The sequence below is a fragment of the Mesorhizobium sp. LSJC285A00 genome (assembly GCF_000503155.1).
Classification (GTDB): Bacteria; Pseudomonadota; Alphaproteobacteria; order Rhizobiales; family Rhizobiaceae; genus Mesorhizobium.
On record NZ_AYVK01000017.1, the window covers coordinates 23,009 to 43,475 of the forward strand.

23 protein-coding genes, 2 tRNA genes and 1 pseudogene are annotated in these 20,467 nt (G+C 63.1%); 12 read left to right on the plus strand and 14 right to left on the minus strand.

All coding sequences use genetic code 11. The features are described 5' to 3' along the window. Positions 1-2 precede the first annotated feature (2 nt). The 3 genes from hdaA (at position 3) to X726_RS153210 (ending at position 1,498) form a co-directional block, all read left to right on the plus strand. Positions 3-707, plus strand: coding sequence for a DnaA regulatory inactivator HdaA (gene hdaA, locus X726_RS153220; protein WP_023670288.1), 705 nt, complete (start codon positions 3-5; stop codon positions 705-707). Between the two features lie 123 nt (positions 708-830). Then, a complete protein-coding gene (locus X726_RS153215; RefSeq protein ID WP_023670289.1) occupies positions 831-1,085 on the plus strand; it encodes a plasmid stabilization protein in 255 nt (84 codons plus the stop codon). Next, positions 1,082-1,498: a type II toxin-antitoxin system VapC family toxin gene (locus X726_RS153210; protein WP_023670290.1), complete on the plus strand. Its 417-nt coding sequence runs from the start codon at positions 1,082-1,084 to the stop codon at positions 1,496-1,498. Before X726_RS153215 ends, X726_RS153210 begins: the two co-directional genes overlap by 4 nt. Positions 1,499-1,805: 307 nt before the next feature. Here X726_RS153210 and X726_RS153205 read toward each other — a convergent pair whose 3' ends face one another. The 4 genes from X726_RS153205 to X726_RS153190 form a co-directional block, all read right to left on the minus strand. After that, positions 1,806-2,066: a hypothetical protein gene (locus X726_RS153205; protein ID WP_023670291.1), complete on the minus strand. Its 261-nt coding sequence runs from the start codon at positions 2,064-2,066 to the stop codon at positions 1,806-1,808. A gap of 359 nt (positions 2,067-2,425) precedes the next feature. Beyond that, positions 2,426-2,737: a hypothetical protein gene (locus X726_RS153200; RefSeq protein WP_023670292.1), complete on the minus strand. Its 312-nt coding sequence runs from the start codon at positions 2,735-2,737 to the stop codon at positions 2,426-2,428. 180 nt (positions 2,738-2,917) lie between these two features. Then, a tRNA-Pro gene (locus X726_RS153195) sits at positions 2,918-2,994 on the minus strand. 51 nt (positions 2,995-3,045) lie between these two features. Next, positions 3,046-4,230, minus strand: a complete 1,185-nt coding sequence (locus X726_RS153190; RefSeq protein WP_050588542.1) for an NAD(P)/FAD-dependent oxidoreductase — start codon at positions 4,228-4,230, stop codon at positions 3,046-3,048. 173 nt (positions 4,231-4,403) lie between these two features. Between X726_RS153190 and X726_RS153185 the strand changes: the two genes are divergently transcribed. The 3 genes and pseudogenes from X726_RS153185 (at position 4,404) to X726_RS1000000171700 (ending at position 5,208) form a co-directional block, all read left to right on the plus strand. Next, positions 4,404-4,709: an ETC complex I subunit gene (locus tag X726_RS153185; protein WP_023670294.1), complete on the plus strand. Its 306-nt coding sequence runs from the start codon at positions 4,404-4,406 to the stop codon at positions 4,707-4,709. A 60-nt stretch (positions 4,710-4,769) separates the two neighbouring features. Continuing rightward, positions 4,770-4,846 (plus strand) — tRNA-Arg (locus X726_RS153180). A 50-nt stretch (positions 4,847-4,896) separates the two neighbouring features. Further along, a pseudogene (locus tag X726_RS1000000171700) lies at positions 4,897-5,208 on the plus strand (HigA family addiction module antitoxin). A gap of 111 nt (positions 5,209-5,319) precedes the next feature. Here the strand turns inward: X726_RS1000000171700 and X726_RS153175 are convergent. After that, on the minus strand, positions 5,320-5,805 hold the full coding sequence (locus tag X726_RS153175; protein WP_198037330.1) for an NUDIX domain-containing protein: 486 nt from the start codon (positions 5,803-5,805) through the stop codon (positions 5,320-5,322). 244 nt (positions 5,806-6,049) lie between these two features. Between X726_RS153175 and X726_RS153170 the strand changes: the two genes are divergently transcribed. Together X726_RS153170 and X726_RS153165 are read left to right on the plus strand one after the other, a co-directional pair. After that, positions 6,050-6,385: a hypothetical protein gene (locus tag X726_RS153170; RefSeq protein WP_023670297.1), complete on the plus strand. Its 336-nt coding sequence runs from the start codon at positions 6,050-6,052 to the stop codon at positions 6,383-6,385. A gap of 32 nt (positions 6,386-6,417) precedes the next feature. Then, complete coding sequence (locus X726_RS153165) at positions 6,418-7,275, plus strand: alpha/beta hydrolase (RefSeq protein ID WP_245272117.1); 858 nt, start codon at positions 6,418-6,420, stop codon at positions 7,273-7,275. Positions 7,276-7,321: 46 nt separating this feature from the next. On the opposite strand, the gene X726_RS153160 is transcribed toward X726_RS153165, so the two are convergent. The 6 genes from X726_RS153160 to X726_RS153135 form a co-directional block, all read right to left on the minus strand. Then, a complete protein-coding gene (locus X726_RS153160; RefSeq protein ID WP_023670299.1) occupies positions 7,322-7,954 on the minus strand; it encodes a LysE family translocator in 633 nt (210 codons plus the stop codon). A gap of 89 nt (positions 7,955-8,043) precedes the next feature. After that, a complete protein-coding gene (locus tag X726_RS153155; protein WP_023670300.1) occupies positions 8,044-8,850 on the minus strand; it encodes an ABC transporter permease in 807 nt (268 codons plus the stop codon). Beyond that, a complete protein-coding gene (locus X726_RS153150) occupies positions 8,850-9,683 on the minus strand; it encodes an ABC transporter permease (RefSeq protein ID WP_023670301.1) in 834 nt (277 codons plus the stop codon). Before X726_RS153150 ends, X726_RS153155 begins: the two co-directional genes overlap by 1 nt. A 21-nt stretch (positions 9,684-9,704) precedes the next feature. Continuing rightward, on the minus strand, positions 9,705-10,820 hold the full coding sequence (locus X726_RS153145) for an ABC transporter substrate-binding protein (RefSeq protein ID WP_023670302.1): 1,116 nt from the start codon (positions 10,818-10,820) through the stop codon (positions 9,705-9,707). A gap of 80 nt (positions 10,821-10,900) precedes the next feature. Then, a complete protein-coding gene (locus X726_RS153140; protein ID WP_023670303.1) occupies positions 10,901-11,992 on the minus strand; it encodes an ABC transporter ATP-binding protein in 1,092 nt (363 codons plus the stop codon). 103 nt (positions 11,993-12,095) lie between these two features. Then, positions 12,096-12,992 (minus strand): LysR substrate-binding domain-containing protein, encoded by an 897-nt coding sequence (locus tag X726_RS153135; RefSeq protein ID WP_023670304.1) that lies wholly within the window; start codon positions 12,990-12,992, stop codon positions 12,096-12,098. A gap of 83 nt (positions 12,993-13,075) precedes the next feature. On the opposite strand from X726_RS153135, the gene X726_RS153130 reads away from it, so the two are divergent. Together X726_RS153130 and X726_RS153125 are read left to right on the plus strand one after the other, a co-directional pair. Continuing rightward, the gene (locus X726_RS153130) at positions 13,076-14,677 is read left to right on the plus strand and encodes a peptidase M20 (protein ID WP_031214977.1); all 1,602 of its coding nucleotides are present in this window, start codon (positions 13,076-13,078) and stop codon (positions 14,675-14,677) included. Between the two features lie 19 nt (positions 14,678-14,696). After that, positions 14,697-15,629 (plus strand): dimethylarginine dimethylaminohydrolase family protein, encoded by a 933-nt coding sequence (locus X726_RS153125; protein ID WP_023670306.1) that lies wholly within the window; start codon positions 14,697-14,699, stop codon positions 15,627-15,629. Between the two features lie 324 nt (positions 15,630-15,953). Here the strand turns inward: X726_RS153125 and X726_RS1000000168990 are convergent, their stop codons facing one another. From X726_RS1000000168990 to X726_RS01000000166980, 3 genes are all read right to left on the minus strand, one after another. Next, on the minus strand, positions 15,954-16,139 hold the full coding sequence (locus X726_RS1000000168990; protein ID WP_198037332.1) for an FCD domain-containing protein: 186 nt from the start codon (positions 16,137-16,139) through the stop codon (positions 15,954-15,956). 212 nt (positions 16,140-16,351) lie between these two features. Further along, a complete protein-coding gene (locus X726_RS153120; protein ID WP_023670308.1) occupies positions 16,352-16,774 on the minus strand; it encodes a hypothetical protein in 423 nt (140 codons plus the stop codon). A gap of 129 nt (positions 16,775-16,903) precedes the next feature. Further along, on the minus strand, positions 16,904-17,293 hold the full coding sequence (locus tag X726_RS01000000166980) for a cytochrome c (RefSeq protein ID WP_245272118.1): 390 nt from the start codon (positions 17,291-17,293) through the stop codon (positions 16,904-16,906). Between the two features lie 774 nt (positions 17,294-18,067). On the opposite strand from X726_RS01000000166980, the gene X726_RS153115 reads away from it, so the two are divergent. Next, entirely contained in the window at positions 18,068-19,501 is a 1,434-nt protein-coding gene (locus X726_RS153115; protein ID WP_245259950.1) for a tlde1 domain-containing protein, read from the plus strand. Positions 19,502-19,646: 145 nt separating this feature from the next. Next, positions 19,647-20,432, plus strand: a complete 786-nt coding sequence (locus tag X726_RS153110) for a ThuA domain-containing protein (RefSeq protein ID WP_023670311.1) — start codon at positions 19,647-19,649, stop codon at positions 20,430-20,432. Positions 20,433-20,467 lie beyond the last annotated feature (35 nt).

The window sequence follows — 20,467 nt, forward strand, 5'->3', positions numbered from 1 at the left end:
ACGTGACGGATCATAAGACCGAACCGCCGCGCCAGCTGCCGCTCGACCTTGGCCACGGCACCGGCTACTCGCGCGACGAACTGGTGGTGTCGGCCACCAACCGCGAGGCGGCAGCCCTTGTCGACCGCTGGCCGGACTGGCCGTCGCCGGTAATCGTGCTCGCCGGCCCGGCCGGTTCCGGCAAGACACATCTGGGTTCGATCTGGCAAGCGCGGGCCAACGCTGTGGCGGTCGATACCCAGCGCATCGGCAATGCCATCACCGGGCTTGGCGGCAGGCCGGCGCTGATCGACGATGTCGACAAGACAGCCATCGACGAGGCGGGCCTGTTCCATCTCATCAATGAAGTGCGCGGCGCCGGGGCCACCTTGCTGTTGACGGCGCGGCGCTTCCCCGCCGCCTGGAGGGTGACGTTGCCCGATCTCGCCTCGCGGCTGAAGGCGGCGGCAACGGTCGAGATCCATGAGCCGGACGATTTGCTTCTGGCTGGTGTCATCACCAAACTCTTCGCCGACCGCCAGGTCGAGGTCGAGCCGCACGTCGTGCAATATCTGGTGCGCCGCATCGAGCGCTCACTGGCCACCGCCATGCGCGTGGTCGAACGCCTCGACCGCACCGCGCTCGAGCGCAAGACGCCGATCACCAGGGCGCTCGCCGCCGAAACCGTCAGCGCAATGGACGAAGGGCAGGGCGAGTTCGAGGTTTAGATCCTGCTGCAATTCCCTGGACGGCGATTGTCGATCCCGCCCGTGCGACGTTTTCAAAACATGCATGGTGACATCACCTGAAATAATATGATACTTTCAATCAATGACATCGGAGCGATATCAATGCCTGCAGTGACCGTCCGAAATCTTCCGGAAGCGACCCACCGAGCTCTGCGTGTACGGGCGGCCTTGCACGGTCGCAGCACCGAGGCCGAGATACGCGACATTCTGGAAAACGCGGTGCGGCCGGACGGCCGTGTGAAACTCGGCTCCGTTCTGGCAGACATTGCCCGACGCGCCGGGCTGACCAATGAAGACGTGGAGGTCCTGGAGCAGGCTCGCGACAAGGCGCCGGCCGAACCGCTGGGGTTCGAATGATCCTCCTCGATACCAATGTCGTTTCGGAGGCCATGAAGCCCGAACCGCATCAAGCTGTGTTGGCCTGGCTTGATGACCAGGCCGAGGAAACGCTTTACCTCTCCAGTGTGACGCTCGCCGAAGTGCTGTTCGGCATCGAGGCCATGCCGGCGGGTCGTCGCAAGGCTGCGCTCGCTGAAACCTTCGCCGGTGTGTGCGCCGTGTTTGAGCGCCGCATCCTGCCTTTCGATACCGAGGCGGCCCGGCACTATGCCCGACTTGCAGTGAAGGCGAGGGCAGCCGGCAAGGGGTTTCCTGTGCCCGACGGCTACATCGCGGCAATCGCCTCCGCAAACGGCTTTCATGTCGCCTCGCGTGACACGGCGCCATTCCATGCGGCCGGCGTGCGTGTCATCGATCCTTGGCAGCCGTAACCAGGTACGGCAGCCCGACCAGAGCGCGAGCTGCGAACATGCGTTTCGGCAGGATTTCCTCTTCAGCGACGACAGCGTGTTCGAATGAATACACTCGATCTCTCCGTGCCCACCGCCGCATGAGGGCCGCTGTCCCATTTCGGGAAACATTATTTGGCATCCGTCTTGCACCTGGGAACTTGCCGGCTGACCCCGGTCCTGGTCGCGTTCCTGATCGGGTTGTAGGCTCGCCGGGAGTGATGATTGGGGTTCTCGCCCGGCGAGCTTACCTTCGTAGAGCAGTCACCGGAGTGTCCGGGAGGGTGCCCTATAGCCACAACGCCGCCAGATACCGGACCAGCAGATAGACCACCGTATGCGCTGCCACGTAGCACGCGGCGACGACGACAAAGAACAGCACGCTGGCGGGCCACGAGCGGGGAGGGCCTTGCCTCTTGCTCGGCCGGTTGTTCCAGATCCACAGGGCCGCACAGATAATGGCCCAGACGACGACGAACGGAACCGTGATGCCGATGTAAGCGAAGTACGCAGGGCCAATCAGCGAAAGCCATGCCTCGAGACCAAGCATCCAGAATCTCCCCTTTGCCCGAAGTCTAATGCATGTCGCTCAAAAGTGGTCCCGGTTTTGAGAGAACGACATGCATCACCTGGATACGTTTCAGCGCGACGCGCTTTTAGACCGGCGATAGAGGTGGAAGCGAGGGGATTATCCCTGCGGCGGATTTTCAGCCAAACCCGCCGAAGGAATGCTGTTCGATGATACGGGCGCCTGATGCATGTCGCTCAAGTGGCCCCGGTTTTGAGAGAACCACATGCATCAACAAGACCTCAAGCGCGTCGCGTGAGTCCGTTCAAATGAGACGCGCTTTAGGTCAGATTGGTGCTCCGGTCGCCAAACTCGGCCGTAGCAGGTCTAAAGCGATCGGATCAGCCGCAGACCCTGACCTCTTCGACGACCCTGTGGTGATGGCGCCAGTGCCTGACCAGTTCGATATGGCAGCGGTGATGGCGATGGTGGCGCCGCCATTGGCCATCCTGGTTGTCGCTGTAGTCGTCGCCATAGTCGTCGCTATAGTCTTTGTGGCGCTGGTGATGGCGAAGAATCTGTATATCGCCATCGTCGGACGAATATTGATCGTCGTCATCGGACTGGATAGTCAGACTGGCGGCTTGCGCCGGTGCGATCAAAGCCGCCGTTCCGGCGAACGCGATCATCGAGGCGACGAGAAGGGTTTTCATTGTTGGCTCCTTGCATTGAACATACACAACTCTCGGAGCGAACTGCCGTTCCAATACAAATTGTAGGTCGATCGGCGAGCGGCTGCTGCTGGGCAATGTGTGCCGCCAGGCGCAACCGGCGAGGCAGCCATTGGCGACCTTGGGGGTGACCTGGGCAAGGATGGGCTTTGTGGGAAGAAATGGTCGGAGTGGAGAGATTCGAACTCCCGACCCTCTGGTCCCAAACCAGATGCGCTACCAGGCTGCGCTACACTCCGAGGCCCTGCGGCGTATACGGTTCCGAACCCTGTCGCGCAACCCCTAAATCGTCAAACGGGGCTTGGCGGTCTGCGCTCCCGTGCAATCCTGGCTGCGATCGCTTTGGCCTGGATGCGGGCATTGGCGAAGCAGCCGCGGATGCTTGGCCGCATGCCGGTGAACCACAGGCCCGGCAGTCGCGGGTCGCTGTCGGCGCCGTTGAACAGCGGCACGCCCTTTTCGTCGAGCACGCCGAGCTTGCCCAGCATGGCCTCGAGCCCGGTGCGGTAGCCGGTCGCGGCGATGACGATATCGGGCTGGATCGTCGCGCCATCGTCGAAAACGACCGTGTCGCCGGTAAATTCCCGCACGGTTGGCAGCACGATGATCCTGCGGTCCTTGATGGCATCGACGGCGCCGTCATCGGTGGCGATGGCGGTATAATCCGACGCCAGCCGGCTTGCGCCGCCCGAAGGCGTCGGCGGCAGGCCGTAGGCCGTGAGGTCGCCGAAGGCCCATCGCTGCGTCGCCGCCATCACCGCATCGGCGAGCTTGAACGGCAGCCGCGCCAGGATCGGCGAAAACCGGTGGACGGCGATCTGGCCGAGGCGCTTGGGCAGCAGTGCCGGACCGTTGCGCGCCGACAGCCAGATCTGTCCCGTGCCGGCCGCCGCCAGGTGATTGAGCACGTCGAAGCCGGAATTGCCGGCGCCGACGACCAGCACTTTCTTGCCCGCATAGGCCTTGGCGTCGCCGAATGCGGCCGAATGGATGATGCGTCCGGCAAAGGCCTTCATGCCTTTCCAGGCCGGAATGAAGGGCTGCCGGTCGCGCCCGGTGGCGATGACGACATGGCGCGCCAGCCGCGGCCCGGCACTGGTCCGCACAAGCCAGTGGTCGCCCTCGAAGCCTATCTCCTCGACCGCGATGCCGAACTCGACCGGCAGCCGGTGCATGGCGTGGAATTCGTTCAAATGGCCGATGATGGTGTTTCGGTGCGGAAAGGCAGGGGTGCCGGCAGGAAAGGAAACGCCCGGCAGCGCCGAAAGGTCGCGATGCGTGTTGAGATGCAGTCGCTCGTGCCGGCCGTGCCATGGCTCGGCCAGCCGGGCTTCCTTTTCCAACACCATCACAGGCACGCCGGTCTTGAGCAGCGCATGGGCTGCGGTCAAGCCGGCTGCCCCGGCGCCGATCACGATCGCGCCGTCGAAAATCGCTTGGCTGCCGGCCTCGGCGTGCAAAATCCCTGCGTCCATGCCTCTTTGTGTCGCCATCATGACCATGACTTTTGATGCTACGCCAGTGTATCCAGTCGATGCCGCTGCCGAAGCGGCCTGGTTGCAGGCCGCTTCGGCCTTGCCGTCGGCAGTGTTGCACAGTATTGACTGAAATAAGGCGGCGCTACCGCCAACGCAGCTACGAGGTGCCCATGTCCGCGCGTATTTTCAGCCCAGCCAAAACCGCGATGCAGTCCGGCAAGGCCAAGACCGGCCATTGGGTGCTGGAATTCGATCCCGCCCAACGCAAGAAGATCGACCCGCTGATGGGCTACACCACATCGGGCGACATGCTGAGCCAGATCAGGCTGACCTTCGACACCAGGGAAGAAGCGGTGGCCTATGCCGAAAAGCAGGGGCTGGCCTTCCGTGTCGAGGAGCCGAAAGAGACCAAGCGCCGGCAGATTTCCTACGCGGAAAATTTCCGCTATGACCGCAGGATACCCTGGACGCATTGACCGGCGGTCAGCGCCTGGCACATAGACACCAGCCGGCCAAGATATCAAATGCCGGCCAGCGGTCCCGTAGCTCAGCTGGATAGAGCACCGGCCTTCTAAGCCGATGGTCACAGGTTCGAATCCTGTCGGGATCGCCAATTTTGCCGGGTCCATTCCGGACACATAGGTTACGGTTTGTACCTGGCATATGGGTAGCACTCTGAAGGTGTACGAACGAAACAGAACGACCGAGCGCTGCCCTTCCCATCCTGGCGCGTTGCTCGACGACATCGTTCCCGCCACCGGCAAGACCAAGGTGGAAATCGCCAATCTGCTCGGAATCTCGCGCCCAGCAGCTCTACGATATCATCCGTGAGAAGAAGCCGGTATCGCCTGCCGTGGCCGCCCGCCTTGGCAAGATGTTCGGCGATGGCCGCGATCTGGCTCAGGATGCAGGCCGCGTGCCTGGCATGCGGAGCGCGAAGTCGACGTCAGCGCCATCCCGCTGCATGCTGCATGAAGTGCAGGGTGCGTTCGCTGACAGCAACGTTCCCGTAGCAGATTAGAGCACCGGCCTTCTAAGCGGATGGACACAGGAACTCATTTCGGCAATCGGCACGCTGCGGAACGGCTAAGCCTGGTCTGGCATCTGAATCAGGTGACGGTCACTGAGATAGGTTCCAGACGCCACGGCATCACGAACGACGAACGGGCGAAGGTTTGCGCTCGCCAATTCCACGAGAGGCAGCCAGTGCTGAACGAGATGGCCTTCGCGGCTGGTCACGTCGCGACGGTCAATGGAGACCAGGAAGAAATGTTCGGCCTGTTGAATGGTCTGGCCTTTGTATTGGAAATGGTTTTCCACGCAAAACAGGTAGCGAGCGGTCACGACTAGGGCGTTCGTTTCCTCCTCAAACTCTTTACGAAGCCGCGTCTCAAACGTGTCCCCGATTTCGTACTCGCCGCCGATGAAGGCATAGAACGAACTCGGATCATCGGCGGGCCTTTGGACAAGCAGCTTGTCGTCATCCACGACAATCCCCGCCACTCGAATGCGCGGTATGCCGCGGGATGCGACGGCTCGGAAGAACTGATCCTGGCCAAACGTCTCGCTCATGCTCACTTCCCCTTCATTCAGCCAACCCCCACTTTCGTTGCTGGACTGCAGTATCCAAAGCATCCATTAATTTTAATCGGCCTCTAGTTAGACGCGCCAGTGAAATCAATTCACTTTGTGGACATAGGCAGATTGCATATGAGCCTTGAAATCGATTTCAGCCGCCCGGCCTTCCAGGCCGATGGTTACAGGTGCGAATGCTGTCGGGATCGGAACGCGGCTCGCGTTCAGGCGTTTGTCGCTGATGGCACCGAAAACCCCGACCATTGCGCGCATCTGGCGCGGCAGGACCTCGCCCGACAGGGCCGACGCCTATGAGCGCTACAATTACGAGGCTGGTATCAAGCCGCTGATCGAGAAAGCGCTTGGCGTGCAGACTTTTCGCGAGGACACGCCGACACATTCGGAATTCATCACCATCTCCTATTGGGAGAGCGTCGAAGCAATGGCCGCCTTTACCGGCGGCGATCCGCAAAGCATCCACCATCTCGACCGCGATAAGGAGTTCCTGATCGAATTGCCGAAGGGTGTCCAGGTGTTGCGCATCCTTTCCAGCCACGGAATGGTTGGCGGCAGCTGATGTTTGCGGGCTTTGACGCCAGGACCGTTCAAATGGAGGAGACATCGATCTTCGTCAGGGCCGGTGGCTCAGGGCCGCCGCTGCTGCTCCTGCATGGCTTTCCCGAAACGCATGTTATGTGGCGGGACATTGCCGTGGCATTGGCGCCGAACTTCAGCGTGGTTGCCGCCGATCTCAGGGGCTACGGCCAAAGTGGTTGTCCGGCTTCCGGAGCCGATCATGCCGCCTATTCCAAACGAGCGATGGCGCGCGACATGGTGCAGGTTATGGACGTTCTCGGCTTCGGCCGCTTCACGGTTGCCGGCCATGACCGTGGCGGCCGCGTCGCCTACCGGCTGGCGCTCGACCATCCCGAAACCGTGTCGAAAGTCGCCGTTCTCGACGTCATCCCCACGGCCTCCGCCTGGGATCGTGTTGATGCCAGGCTGGCGCTGGCCTTCTGGCCGTGGAGCCTGCTTGCCCAGCCCGATCCGCTGCCGGAACGCCTTCTGGCTGCCGCACCGGATGTAGTCCTCGACAATGCGATCACCGGCTGGGGCTCGGCTCCGGATGCTTTTCCCGCTGAGGTCAGGGCCGCCTATATCGAGGCGCTGCGTGATCCCGCCCATGCCCACGCCATTTGCGAGGAATATCGCGCCGCCGCAGGCATCGACCGCGAGCACGACGCGCAGGACCAGGCTGATGGCCGTCGCATCAGATGCCCGCTGCTTGCGCTCTGGAGCGGCGAGGGCGGGTTGGAGAACTGGTATGCGGAGGAGGGCGGCCCGTTGGCGATCTGGCGGCAATGGGCTGATAACGTCGGAGGCGGCTCGGTCAAGGGTGGGCATTTCTTCCCGGAAGAGCACCCCGAAGACACGGCTGCAAGGCTGTCGAGATTCTTCGCAAGCTGACTACGGGCCGATTGCTAAAATCCGGGCCTGTGTGTTCCTGTGTCGACTATCTCAGATGGCCGAGGGATTGCAGGATCAAAGTGCTCGAAAGACCAAGCAGGGCGATACCGTAAAACCGGTCGATCCACACGGCGTTTGGCCCAGCCAGAAGCCTTGCAGCCCGCGCGCCAAGGGCTGCGTAAAACGTCAGCACAAACACATCGGCAAGCGCGGCGATAATGGCCAGGATGCCATACTGGATCGCGATCGGCTCATCCACGCGGACAAAATGCGGCAGGATCGCGGGGAAAAGCAGCCAGGCCGCCGGATTTGTGACCGCCACCAGGAAGCAGCGCCCAATGAGTGCCTTGGCTGAATGGCGTGTTTCGGGAAGGTTAGGGTTGAACGAAGGTCGGGATGCGGTGCGCAGGGTACCGATGGCGACGAAAAGCAGATAGCCCGCGCCGAACATCCTGAGAGCCGACAGATAGAATTCCGAAGCCAGCAGAAGAGCGCCGAAGCCCAGCGCGACGATGCTGATAAGAACGAAATCAGACAGTACGACGCCGGCCATGCCGAGAAACGCGCGTCGAAAACCGTAGCGGGAGCCGTTGGTAATGGCGAGCACGACGTCCGGTCCCGGAACCGCCATTCCGAGCACCGACACGAAGGCAAATGTCACCAGCGGCAGGTTTCCCATGACGCCGCGTAATGTACCCGGCGCTCACCGTCCGTAACGCCCTTCACACAGCGGCTTGGCTATCGCCGATTGTTGTTGGCCACCTTGGCTCAGTGCCCGCCGCGCATCTTCACCACCACAGTCCTCACCGCCAGCACCAGCACGGTGATGATGATCAGGATCACCGAGAGCGCGGCGATCGCCGGGTCGATGTTGTCGCGCAGGCCCATCCACATCAGCCGCGGCAGCGTGATGGCGTTGACCGAGGTGATGAACAGGGTGACGCCGATCTCTTCCCAGGACAGCACGAAGGACAGCAGCGCGGCGGTGACGATGCCGAACTTGATGTTGGGCATGATGATGCGCGTGGCGCGTTCCCACACGCCGGCGCCAAGGCCGCGCGCGGCAAGGTCGATGCGGCGGTCGAGCTGGCTGAGCGAGACCAGGATCAGCACCGTGGCGAAAGGCACCGTCATCACCGAATGCGCCATGGCGACGCCGAGCCAGGTGTCGTAGCCGAAGAACGAGCTCATGCCCGAGATCGACGTCAGCAGGAAGTAGAGCGTGATCGCCGAGACCACCGGCGGCACCACCATCGGCAACAGCACGAAGCCGACAAGGGCGGCGGTAAATCGCGGCTGGAACATCCAGGCGCCAAGGCTGAAGCACAGCGCCAGCACGGTCGAGATGACGCTGCTGACGATGCCGATGCGGACCGACAGCAGGATGGCGTCGAGCCAGCGCGGATCCTCGATCAGCGCGCGGTAGTGGCGCAGCGACAGTTCGCCCGTCGGCATAGCCAGCATGCGGCTTGGCGTCAGCGACACCGGGATGACCGCCAGCAGCGGCAGCAGCAGGAACAGCGCCACCAGCACGGCGAGGATCAGCGAGACGGGACCGGGGCGATAGGTCGGCATCAGATCAGCTGCTTCGGTCTGACATAGCGGAACAGCAGCGCCATGAGCGCGCCGACGAACAGCACCAGCACGACGCTGATCGCTGCACCCAGTCCCCAGTCGGGGCTTTGGAATATCCTGAGGTAGATCAGCTCGGCGATCATCACGCTGCGGCCGCCGCCGAGGATCGCCGGCGTGACGAAGAAGCCGAGCGAGAAGACGAACACGATCATCGCCGAACCGATGATGCCGGAGCGCGTCATCGGCACGAACACGGTCCAGAAGGTGCGCATGCGGCTGGAGCCGAGCCCGCGCGCCGCGAGCAGCACGCGCTCGTCGAGGCTGCGCATGGCGGAGGCCAGCGGGAACACCGCGAATGGAATCAAAAAATGCGTCATACCGACGATGACGCCGAACTCGTTGCGCACCAGCGCCAGCGGCTCGGAGATGAAGCCGATCGATTGCAGCCAGGTGTTGATCAGGCCGCGGTTGGACAAAAGCGCCACCCAGCCGAAGGCGCGGGTAAGCACCGATATCCAGAAGGGGACGAGAATGCAGAATTCAGCGATTATGCGCTGTGCCGGGCTGCCGCGCACCCACACCATGGTGATGGCGTATGCCGCCGCCACGGAAACCACGGTGACGATCAGCGCGATGCGCAGCGTGCGGATGAACACAGACTGCACCAGGGCATCGGTGGCGAGCGCGCCATACTGGCCGAGCCCCGGTGTCGGCAAGGTGACGCTCCACTTGACGACGCCGAGGAACGGCCAGGCGTAGGCCAGCACAAGGAACAGAAGCAGCGGCGCCATCAGCACCGCCGCGCCCATCCTGTCGGAGAGGGTGCCTCTCATCGAAGCTCGTGCCCGGCCTGGTCAGGCCGAGATGATCTTGGTGTATTCGTCGAGTGCTGCCCCGTAATTCTTGGCGTACCAGTCCATGTCGAGCGCGATCTGCTTCTTCATGTTTTCGGGATCGACCGGGTTGATGCGCTTCTTGTCGGCGGGGATCAGCGCATCGGCGGCCGGATTGGCCGGACCCTGTCCGAGCTTGTCGAACATCACCAGTTGCTTTTGCGGATCCTGGGCGCTGGCGATGAACTTCATCGCTGCGTCCTTGCCGCCGGGGTTGCCCTTGAGCACGGCCAGCGCGCCGGGCGAAATCAGGCCCTGGTCCCAGATGAACTTGATCTTGCCGCCCGAGTCCTGCTCGATCAGCGAGGCGCGGGTCGACCACACGATCGCCATCGAGGCTTCGCCGTTGAGCAGCACGCTCTGGCTCTCGGCGCCGCCGCCCCAGTAAGCCACGACGTTTTCCTTGAAAGCGGCGATCTTGTCATGCGCTCGCTTCAGGTCGAGCGGGTAGAGCGAGGCCGGCGCGATGCCGTCTGCAAGCAGCGCTGCTTCCCAGCTCGACACGCCCCATTTGTAGAGCGAGCGCTTGCCCGGAAACTTCTTCACGTCGAAGAAGTCGGCCATGCCGGTCGGCGCGTCCTTGCCGTATTTCTCCGAGTCATAGGCGATGACGTAGGAGAAGAAATAGGTCGAGGCCGCGTATTCCCAGCCGAAGCCTTCTCGCATCTTCTTCTTGTCGACGACGGCGTAGTCGATCGGCTCGAGCGCACCCTGGGCGCCGAGCGTGATGGCCGAGAACGGGTCGACATCGACGAGATCCCAGGTCGGCGCGCCGCTCTTGAACTGTGCGGCAATCGCGCCTTCGGTCGGGCCCGAACCGTCCATCTTGACGGCGATGCCGGTCTCCTTGGTGAAGGCCTGGCCATAGGCGGCGTCATAAGCGGTGAGGGCATCGCCGCCCCAGTTCACCAGCACCAGCTCCTTGGCCGCGGCGAAGGCTCCGGTCGAGCGCAAGAGCATCGGCGTGCCGGCCAGCACAAGTGCGGCGAGCTGCGTGAATTGCCGGCGCGAAATCTCGCCGCGCGCTGCCCTAGCGGACAAGCCGTCCATGGCTTGTTTTTTGGTTTCGTTTGTCATGTCAGTTCCCCTTTTTGTTGTTGATAATTCCGGTAGTTGGCGCGAATCCCAGATTCATTGCTGGAAGCCCGCTTTGGTCGTCATCCTCCGTCCGGAAGGAGGAAACCTTTTTCCGCCGGCCAGGTCAGCCAGACGGAATTGCCTTTGCTCAGCGCCGCGGCCGCGACCTCGTTCGGCACCGACACCGTCACCTTGGCGCCCTGGCGCGTCGTCAGGTCGAGCTTGGTCGCCGCACCCAGATAGGTCGAGCCGATGGCGGTGGCGGCGATGCCATTCTCGCCGGTGGCGGCTTCGCGCGCGATCGACATATGTTCGGGCCGGATCGCCAATATGGCGTTGCCGTTCACCGCCTCGGCATTGCCGCGCAGCGTGATCGCGCGGTCTTCGCAGAGCGCGGTCGCGCCATTGTCGGCGCGCTTCACGCCCTTGAGCGGCAGCATGTTGATCTCGCCCAGGAACTCAGCGACGAAACGATTGGCCGGCCGGTCATACACCTCGTCCGGTGCACCGACCTGCAGCAATTTGCCATGGTTGAAGATGGCGACGCGCGACGACAGCGCCAGCGCCTCGCTCTGGTCGTGGGTAACGAAGACGAAGGTGGTGCCGGTCTCCTGATGCAGCCGCTTCATCTCGGCCTGCATCTGGCCGCGCAGGCTCTTGTCGAGCGCTGAGAACGGCTCGTCGAGGAGCAGCACGCCGGGTTCGAACACCAAAGCGCGGGCCAACGCCACGCGCTGCTGCTGGCCGCCGGAAAGCTGCGCCGGCAGTTTCGTCTCATGGCCCTTGAGGCCGACGCGCTCGATCATCTCGGCAACGCGGCGCTTGATCTCGCCAGCCGATTTCTTGCGTACCTTGAGCGGGAAGGCGATGTTGGCCTCGACCGACATGTGCGGGAACAGCGCATAGCCCTGGAAGACCATGCCGGCGGCACGCTGTTCGGCCGGCCGCTCGGTGATGTCGATGCCGTCGCTGAAAAGCTTGCCGGCGGTCGGTTGCACGAAGCCGGCGAGGATCATCAGGAATGTGGTCTTGCCCGAGCCGGAGGGACCGAGCAGCGTCAAAAACTCGCCGCGGCCGATATTGAGCGTCAGGTCGTCCAGCGCCTGGAACGAGCCGAAGCTCTTGCCGATCCCGATTGCCTTGATCTCTGCGGCCCGGCCGGGTTGCTGCATCCTGCCTCTTCCTTGATCGTGGCTTGAGCGTAGGGCAGTGCGCCGGCTCACCGCAACCGAATAGTTTTCGCCTGATCGGCAAATTTGATTCACGGATGGGAGGCTAGTACGGGCTGATCCGGTTCTCCGACAGCTTCGAACTCAACCACCCATTGAATGCTTCCAGCACCGGGTGGCTGGCCTTGGCATGTTCCGACACCAGGAAATACGAGCGCGGCGAGGGGATCGCGATGTCGAAGGGGCGCACCAGACGGCCTTCGCTCAGCGCCCGGCGGCTGGTCAGCTCGTCGCCCATGGCGATGCCCTGGCCGGCGATCGCCGCGGAAAAAACGAGGTTCATGTCCGAGAAGAAGATGCCGCCTTCGGTGTCGGGGTTTTCCACCTTGGACAGCGCCAGCCAGCGCGCCCAGTCCTCGGTGTCGCCGAGATGCAGGAGATTGGCGCGCAGCACGTCGGCCGGTTTTGAAAAGCCGCCGACCTTGTTGAGCAGTGTCGGGCTGCAAAGTGGCGTGAACGAGATTTCGCACAGCAACTCCACCGAGCGGTTCGGCCAGTTGCCGACGCCAAAGGCAATGAAGGCATCGGCGTCCGGATTGCTGACATCGTCCAGCCGCCTGGGCGTCAGGATCGACAGCGCCACGTCCGGATACATCTGCCGGAACTCGCCGATGTGGGTGCATAAAAACAGAGAGGCGAAGCCCGGCGTGCAGGAAACGGCGAACGAACCGCCGACGCCGGTGCCGGCCTGGCGCGTTACCGCATCGCCGAGCACGGTCAGCGCCTTCCTCACATCGGCGGCATAGCGCTGGCCGCGCGGTGTCAGCGCCACGCCCTTGCCGATGCGCTCCAGCAGGTCGAAGCCGAGGTCGCGTTCGAGGAGCCGCAACTGATGGCTGACGGCGCTGCGGGTGAGGTGCAGTTCGTCGGCGGCGCGCCAGACGCTGCCGTGACGGGCAAAACTGTCGAGGGCGCGCAGCGCCTGTGTGGAAGGTATTCGCAAGAGGCCTCAGGTGAACCGAATTTGCATGAACCGGAAAAACATATCACTTTTTGCAATGCCGCTTCACTGCTTTCTTGGGCCGCATGGAGAAACCGGTGACGACCTCGGCGCAAGCCACCGCGCTTGCCTGTCTCGATAGCATCCAGCCGTCGCTGTCGGCGTGGACGCGCACCATTTTCGATTTCGGCGAAACAGCCTGGCGCGAATACCAGTCGGCGGCCTGGTATGTCGCGCGGCTGGAGCATGAGGGCTTTTCGGTCGAGGAAGGGTCGGCCGGCATGCCGACCGCCTTTTGCGCCCACTGGACGAATGGCCCGGGGCCGACCATCGGCATGTACGGCGAATACGACGCCGTGCCCGGCAACTGCCAGGACGCGGCAACGGTGAAGCGATCGCGGCCGGGCCTCGGCAGCGAGGCCGGCGGCCACACCGATCCGCATTCCGGGCTTGGCATTGCCGGCCTCGGCGGACTTCTCGCCACCAAGGCGGCAATGCAACGCCACGGCATCAAGGGGACGCTGCGCTTCACCGGCGAGCCGGCCGAGAAGGTCAGGGGCTCGAAGCCGATCCATGCAGCCAAAGGCTATTATGACGGCCTTGCCGGCATGATCTCGTTCCATCCCTTCTATATGCTGCCGCTCTGCAACACGGCGCGTTGGGACACGCATTGCGGCGCGGCCTACGCGATGATCTACCGTTTTGTCTGCGACGAACCCGAAAACTGGGTTCGCGCAAGCGATGGCGCGCCGATCCCGCAGGCGCATTCGGCGGTGCGGGCGCCCGGCGCCAATGACGCGCTGATGACGATGTACATGGCCTCCAAGGCGCTGCGCGATTCCATGCTACCCCACCAGGGCGGCTGGTCGATCAGCGAGGCGATCCTCACCGCCGGGCAGGCGACCGCCGACAATCTGCCGGCGGGGCTGGCCGAGATCCAGTACATGATCCGCGTGCCGACCATTGCCATGGCAGAGCAGGTCACCGCGGTGCTCGACCGTAATGCGGCCGCGGCCGCGGCGATCAGCGGTTGTCGCCATGAGCGCCATTGGGTGTCGAAGTCGAGGCCGGGCCTCGCCAATCACGCCATGGCGGGGATTGCCTATGAGGCGCTGTCCACCGTTGGCGCTCCGAGCTGGGACGAGGCGGCGAAAGCGATCGGTCGCGAGGTCCAGGTCAATGCCGGCGGCACCGCGACCGACAACCCTTTCATCGACGAGATGGAGCGGCTGGTTGCGCCGCAAGAGGCCGAGGCAATCCTGCGCCGCGATTTGCCTCCGTCGCAGATCAACTCGACCTCCGACGACTACACCGACATGTCGTGGCACACGCCGACCGCACGCTTCTATGTCGCCCGCCCGGCGCTGCGCTCGGCGAATGGCCATGCCTATCCATCCTGGGCGATGAACGCGCTGGGCGGTATCTCGGCCACCATCGACCCGATGGTCATTTGCGCCGCCAAGACGGTTGCGCTTGCAGCCCTCCGCCTGCTCGAGGACAAGTCCGCGCGCGATGCAGCCATGGACGAATTCGTCACCCGCACCGGCGGCGGCGTCGGTGGCTCCAACTGGATCGCGCCGCTTTGCGACTATGACCCGCCTATCAATTTCCGCTGGCCGGAATATGTCACCACCGCGCGCGGACGCGATTGGTGGATTCCGAGCAGCCAATCCAATCAAGCTGCATAGTCAAATCGAGGAGAACCTTATGACCGTCCATGATCGCATCATCGCCGAACCGTTCTCGCTGCAGCGCCGCAATCCCGCCGGCGGCACCAAGCCGCTGACGTCATGGGGCTTTGCCAACGAGACCGACGTGCTGACAGACGTGTTGCTCGGCTCGCCAAACTTCCTGCGCCACCTCTCGACCAGCTCGCTCTCGCGCAAGCATTTGCGCGAAGCGCCCTGCAACGTTCAGATCGCCCAGGCGCAGCACAAGGACCTCGTCGCCGCCTATGAGCATTTCGGCGTCAACATCCACTGGCACGAGCCGACGCCGGAACTGCCGATGCAGGTCTATTCCAGAGACTCCAGCGTCATGACGCCCTACGGCGCCTTCATCACCGCCATGGCCAATTGGTGGCGGCGCGGCGAGAACTATGCCGCCATCCGCACCTATGAAAAGCTCGGCATCCCGATCTACGACATGGTCACGGCTGGCACCTTCGAAGGCGGCGACTTCAACGTCATCGAGGAGGGCGTGGTGCTGATCGGCTGCGGCGGCGCCCGCACGCAGGAAGAGGGCGCCCGCCAGGTGCAGGACTGGTTCGAAAAGGAAGGCTGGGAAACGCGCCTCGCCTTCATCGACGAATATTACGTCCATATCGACCTGATGGTGGTGCCGATCGCCGAAAAACTCACCGCGGTGTGTCTGGCCTGCACCGAGCCCGGCATCGTCCACTGGCTGAAGGGCAAGGGCCACGAGATCATCGACGTGCCGTTCCAGGACACGATGGCGCTCGGCTGCAACTTCATGTCGCTTGGCAAGGACAGGGTGATCGCGCCGACGTCGAGCCAGTCGCTGATCGGCCAACTCAAAGCGCGCGGCTTCGAGGTTGCTGCCGTCGACATGAGCGAGATTTCCAAGACCGGCGGCGGCATTCACTGCATGGCGCAGGCGCTCAAGCGCGAGCCGGCGTAAGGGCACGAATTGCCGCCGGGACCTGTGACGGACTGCTGTCAGATTTGACAAAACAGGCCTGGCAGAGGAAATTGATGCCATTAGAGGAGGGATTCTGTGAAGAAAACTTACGAAAAGCCGAGTCTGGCCAAAGCCGGCAAACTCGGATCGCTGGTCGCTTCAAACCCGTCGAAGCCCGCCCCCTGAGCGCAACCAGCCGCTGAAGGCCGAAATTCGGTCGTCCTGGTTACCGGCGAGCGGATCGCGCTGTATGATTGAAGGGAGCCCGCCGGCTTTGAACGGCGGGCTTTTTGCTTTGCGCCAGAGCGCCGCCGCGTCAACTGGCTAGCCCAGTCTTCCCGACCCTGAATTGAACTTGCGCCGGGCGTTTTCCAGATGCGCGCGCATCGCTTGGCCGGCCGCTTCCGGGTCGCGGCGCTCGATCGCCTCGAACACCGCCTGGTGGCCGGCAAAACTCGTGCGGTTTCGATCTCCGTATTGGCCACGTGGATGCGCTGATTGATCAGCCATTCGACCTAGCCGTTGATTTTGAAACCAAGCCAGCTTCCCCAAAAGATCATGCCCAAACAAAGCCATAGCGCGAAGACCACATGCGCGCCGTTCCCGCCCGCCCGGCGATCAGGGAGTGGCTGGCGTGAGATGGCCGCGCTGACGACGGAACGAGATCGCCTCGTCTGGCCGGCCGGACTCGCGACGGCGTGGTCCGGCCGGAATTCCATCTGCTATGCGGGTATCAATACGGCGATGCGATGCACGCCGACCTCCTTGCTTGTATTCGTCGCTTCATCGGTCTTGCCCTTGGAGCAGGTGTACATATCACCCGTCTTGAGCTTGAATTCCTTGTCCGCTTTCTTGATCGTGAATGCACCTGAGGTAATGGTGCACACCATGTCGTTGTCCATCACGGTTTGAGGAGCATGTGCTCCGGGCTGAAACACAACGTCGATAATTGCGATGCTCTTGTAGGCGGGAATGTCTGCATTGCCGGTGCCGACCTCCACCACCCTGACACCGGGCGCAATCTCCTTGCCCTCTTTCGGGCCGTATTTCTTGATTTTTGCCGATGCCGCCAAGGGGAACAAAGGCGCTACCGCGGCGGTCGTCAGACCGAGGGCAATTGCAGACCTGCGATTCATGGTTTTCATTGCATCCTCCCGATGCTCGTCATGCATGGATATGCACGACCGGCGATATATTAGCACAAACGAATTTACTTGTATGCAAAGTGACTGTGGCGCAGGCCAGCAAGAAATGCTCCGCCGGATAATGTCGCTTCACTGTACCTTTTGCCGGAATTTCGAATGACAGGTCGAGCAATCCTGCAGGATGAGATGCAGGATATGCTCCGCCGGCAGTTTGGTCGGATCGGCTTCCTCTGGAATCGAGCGCTTGCCGAGCAGGCTGCCGCCGCCCATCGCCAGGCCGGTGCCCATGCGCATGTCATCGGTGATGACGGCCGGCGCGCTTTCGGCCTTGGCGGCCAGAGCGTCGGCGAGCGTTCCGATATGATTTGCCAGGGCCTCGAATTCCGCCCGTGACTGATCGATCTCCAGCCTGGCTTGCGAAGGCGGTCCAAGCGAGCCGCTCGGAAATTCGGCAATCAGGGCAGGGCCGGTGCGCGCGCGCAGCGTGTCCGCTGCCGCCTTGAAGGCTGCCGCGTCCATAGGCTTGCCTGCGGTCGAACACGCCGGCAATGGTTTTCGCAGCCGCCGCCATCTCCTTCATCGACGCCTGCCGGGCCGCGACCATCGGTCCGCCGCCGACGGAGGCGGCCATCGTAAGGGCACAGACCAGCCACAGCAGCGCCGCTTTCACAGTCCATCTCACGGCGCCATGTCCTTGCCCCATCCATCTGTGATCAGCCAGCCGCAGCAGGGGTTCGACCTGCAGTCGGATTCTTCGGTCGTGATGCCGGTTCTCATCGGTAAATTTCCGTCGCCGGAAGTCTCCGTCTCTGAGCGGATAGACCTTCCAGCCACCGGAAGGTCAACTGATTGAGAAGGCCGATCAGCGGGCAATCAGCACAGGCTTGCAGCAAGCTGACGCAGCGTTTCCTTGACTTGGATCGCAAAAACGGGCAGCAAGGCGGGGGTGAGGGAGAGCATTCTACCGTGGCGCAGACCATGGAGTGCTCTTTTTTTCGTATCAGGCGCCGCATAATCGGTGGCTGATGGAGGGATTGGTTAACCAACTTTGTCCATCTTTTGATTCAATCGGCAACAGACGCGAAAGGTGCAGGGGGCACCAGCGAACTGTGGATGTCACGGATGCGAGGGTCGCAAGCCTGCATGCCGATTGAGAGTGGTTGTATGGCGTTTTTGCGTTTGAAAGACCGGGGCGACACTCCTGAACGGGGTTTGACTTCGAAGAGATCCGGCCAGCGCTGGGTGGTGGTGCCGGTTGTCGGCGCGGCCTTGGCGCTGTGGTCGGTGGCAACCATGGCCGGCCTCTATTCGCTCGGTACCTCGCTCACCGCAGCCTCCAACAGCCTTCCGCACAGTCTGCTTCTGCCGAACGCAGCACTTGCCGATTCGCGCCGCAGCCTCGCCAATTCGTGGGCGCCGCGGCTTTCGGCGCAAAAATCACAGGCCTCGCTGCTCAGCCAATGCGACGCCGGCTGCGCGCATGCCGCCGCGAACTTCGCGCATGACGGCAAGATGGCGCGGCTGAAGCCGGCCGCGCACGCTGTGGCCCCGAGCAGTGTCGCCTCAAACATTGCGCCAAACACCAGCGTCGCTCTCGCCACTTCGCGCGGCATGCGCTTCGACGGCGTGGTGGCCAAGGCAGAGCTGTCGCCGCAAAAGCTGGCTGCCGCCTTCGCCAAGGCCTCGAATGCGCCCTTCATGCTTGCCAGCCTTCCGGTCGCTGCCCGTTTCGCCGAAGTCCGGCTGCCCGATCAGCATGGCCCAGCCTCGGAACGCTTTGGGCCGGAAGTGGCTGAGATCGAACGCTCGTCGCGCCTGGCGCTGGCGCTGGCCAACAGCTTGCCGGAAGACGCTGACATGCTGGCCCCGCCGCCGGCCGTTGAAGCAATCGCCGGAGGGCAGGATCCTGAGCAGGCCGAAGTTCAGGTCGCTTCGCTGCCGCCGCAGGACGATCTGCCCGACAACATTGCGTTGCCGGGTTGGCGTCCACGCGCCGAAACCGCTCAGCCTGCAGAGCCTCGGCAAGCCAGCAAGCCCAGGGCAGCCAAGCCACAGACCGACGGGACGGCCGAGAGCCCCGCACCCCAGTCGCCGGGCAATTCGTCGCCGCGCTCGCCACGCAGTACTTCGGAGGTCGCCGCACTGCCTGGCGTGCCAGACAGCCAGAGCATCCAATCAAGCCGGATCAAGCCTGGCAAAAGGTCGAAGACACAGGCCGGTGAGATGCTGGCCTATGCCAAGCCGGACGTCCCGGCGGGCGGTGTCGGTCGCGCCTTCAAGGATCTGTTCGCCACGCCCGGAATGGGCGGCGGCGTCGCCGTCTACGATATCTCGGCCAAGACCGTCTACATGCCGGACGGCTCGCGGCTGGAGGCCCATTCGGGGCTGGGCTCGATGGTCGACCAGCCGCGCTTCGTGCACAAGAAGAATGTCGGCCCGACGCCGCCCAACACCTATGATCTGCGGCTGCGCGAATCCCGCTTCCATGGCGTCGAGGCGCTCCGTCTCACTCCCGTCAGCGGCGGCAACAAGTACGGCCGCGACGGCCTGCTCGCCCACACCTACATGCTGCGCGGCGGCCGTGCGGAGTCCAATGGCTGCGTCGTCTTCAAGGACTACGCCCGCTTCCTTGCCGCCTACAAGAAGGGCAAGATCAAGCGCCTCGTCGTCGTGCCGCGCCTGACCAAGCCGCTGACGCGGGTCGCTCAGGAAGGCCGGGGAGCGTAAGGCAGTAGGCAGTAGGGCCCAGGAGCGTCCATCGCCTGTTCCTTGTTTTTCTGCCCCTATAGCCTATTCCCCACTGCCTATTCCCTTTTGACCCCCAGGCAGACTATGAGTGACCGCTGCGGGTCGGCTTCACCACGAGGACATCATGACAATACGCGCTGTCGTTTGGGGCGAGAACATCCATGAGCGGACCAATGAGGTGGTCGCCGCCCTCTATCCCGAAGGTATGCACACGACCATCGCCAAGGCGCTGAACGCCGACGAGGCGATCTCCGCCTCGACCGCCACGCTCGAGCAGCCGGAGCACGGCCTGCCGGCCGGCCGTCTGGCCGAGACCGACGTGCTGGTCTGGTGGGGCCACAAGGACCATGGCGCCGTTGCCGACGAGATCGTCGAGCGCGTCGCCCGCCGGGTCTTTGAAGGCATGGGGCTGATCGTTCTCCATTCCGGCCATTTCTCGAAAATCTTCAAGCGGCTGATGGGCACGCCCTGCACGCTGAAATGGCGCGAGGCGGGCGAGCGCGAGCGACTCTGGGTGACCAGTCCCAGCCATCCGATCGCCGAAGGCGTCGGCGAATATTTCGAGCTCGAGAATGAAGAAATGTATGGCGAGCAGTTCGCCGTGCCCGAACCGCTGGAGACCGTCTTCATCTCCTGGTTCCAGGGCGGCGAGGTGTTCCGTTCTGGGCTGACCTATCGCCGCGGCGCCGGCAATGTCTTCTACTTCCGCCCGGGCCACGAGACCTATCCGACCTATCACGACGCCAATGTGCACAAGGTGCTGCGCAATGCGGTGAAGTGGGCGCACAATCCGCAGGGCACCAAGTCGGCGATCCTTGAGGCGCCGAACGTGCCGGTCGAGAAGGCGCTGGAGCCGATCGTCGAGCGCGGCGGCAAGCTGCACGCTTCGGGCGAGGCCGGCTTCCGCTAAAGCAAAATCCAGCAAAAAAGGCGTGGCGGTTTTCC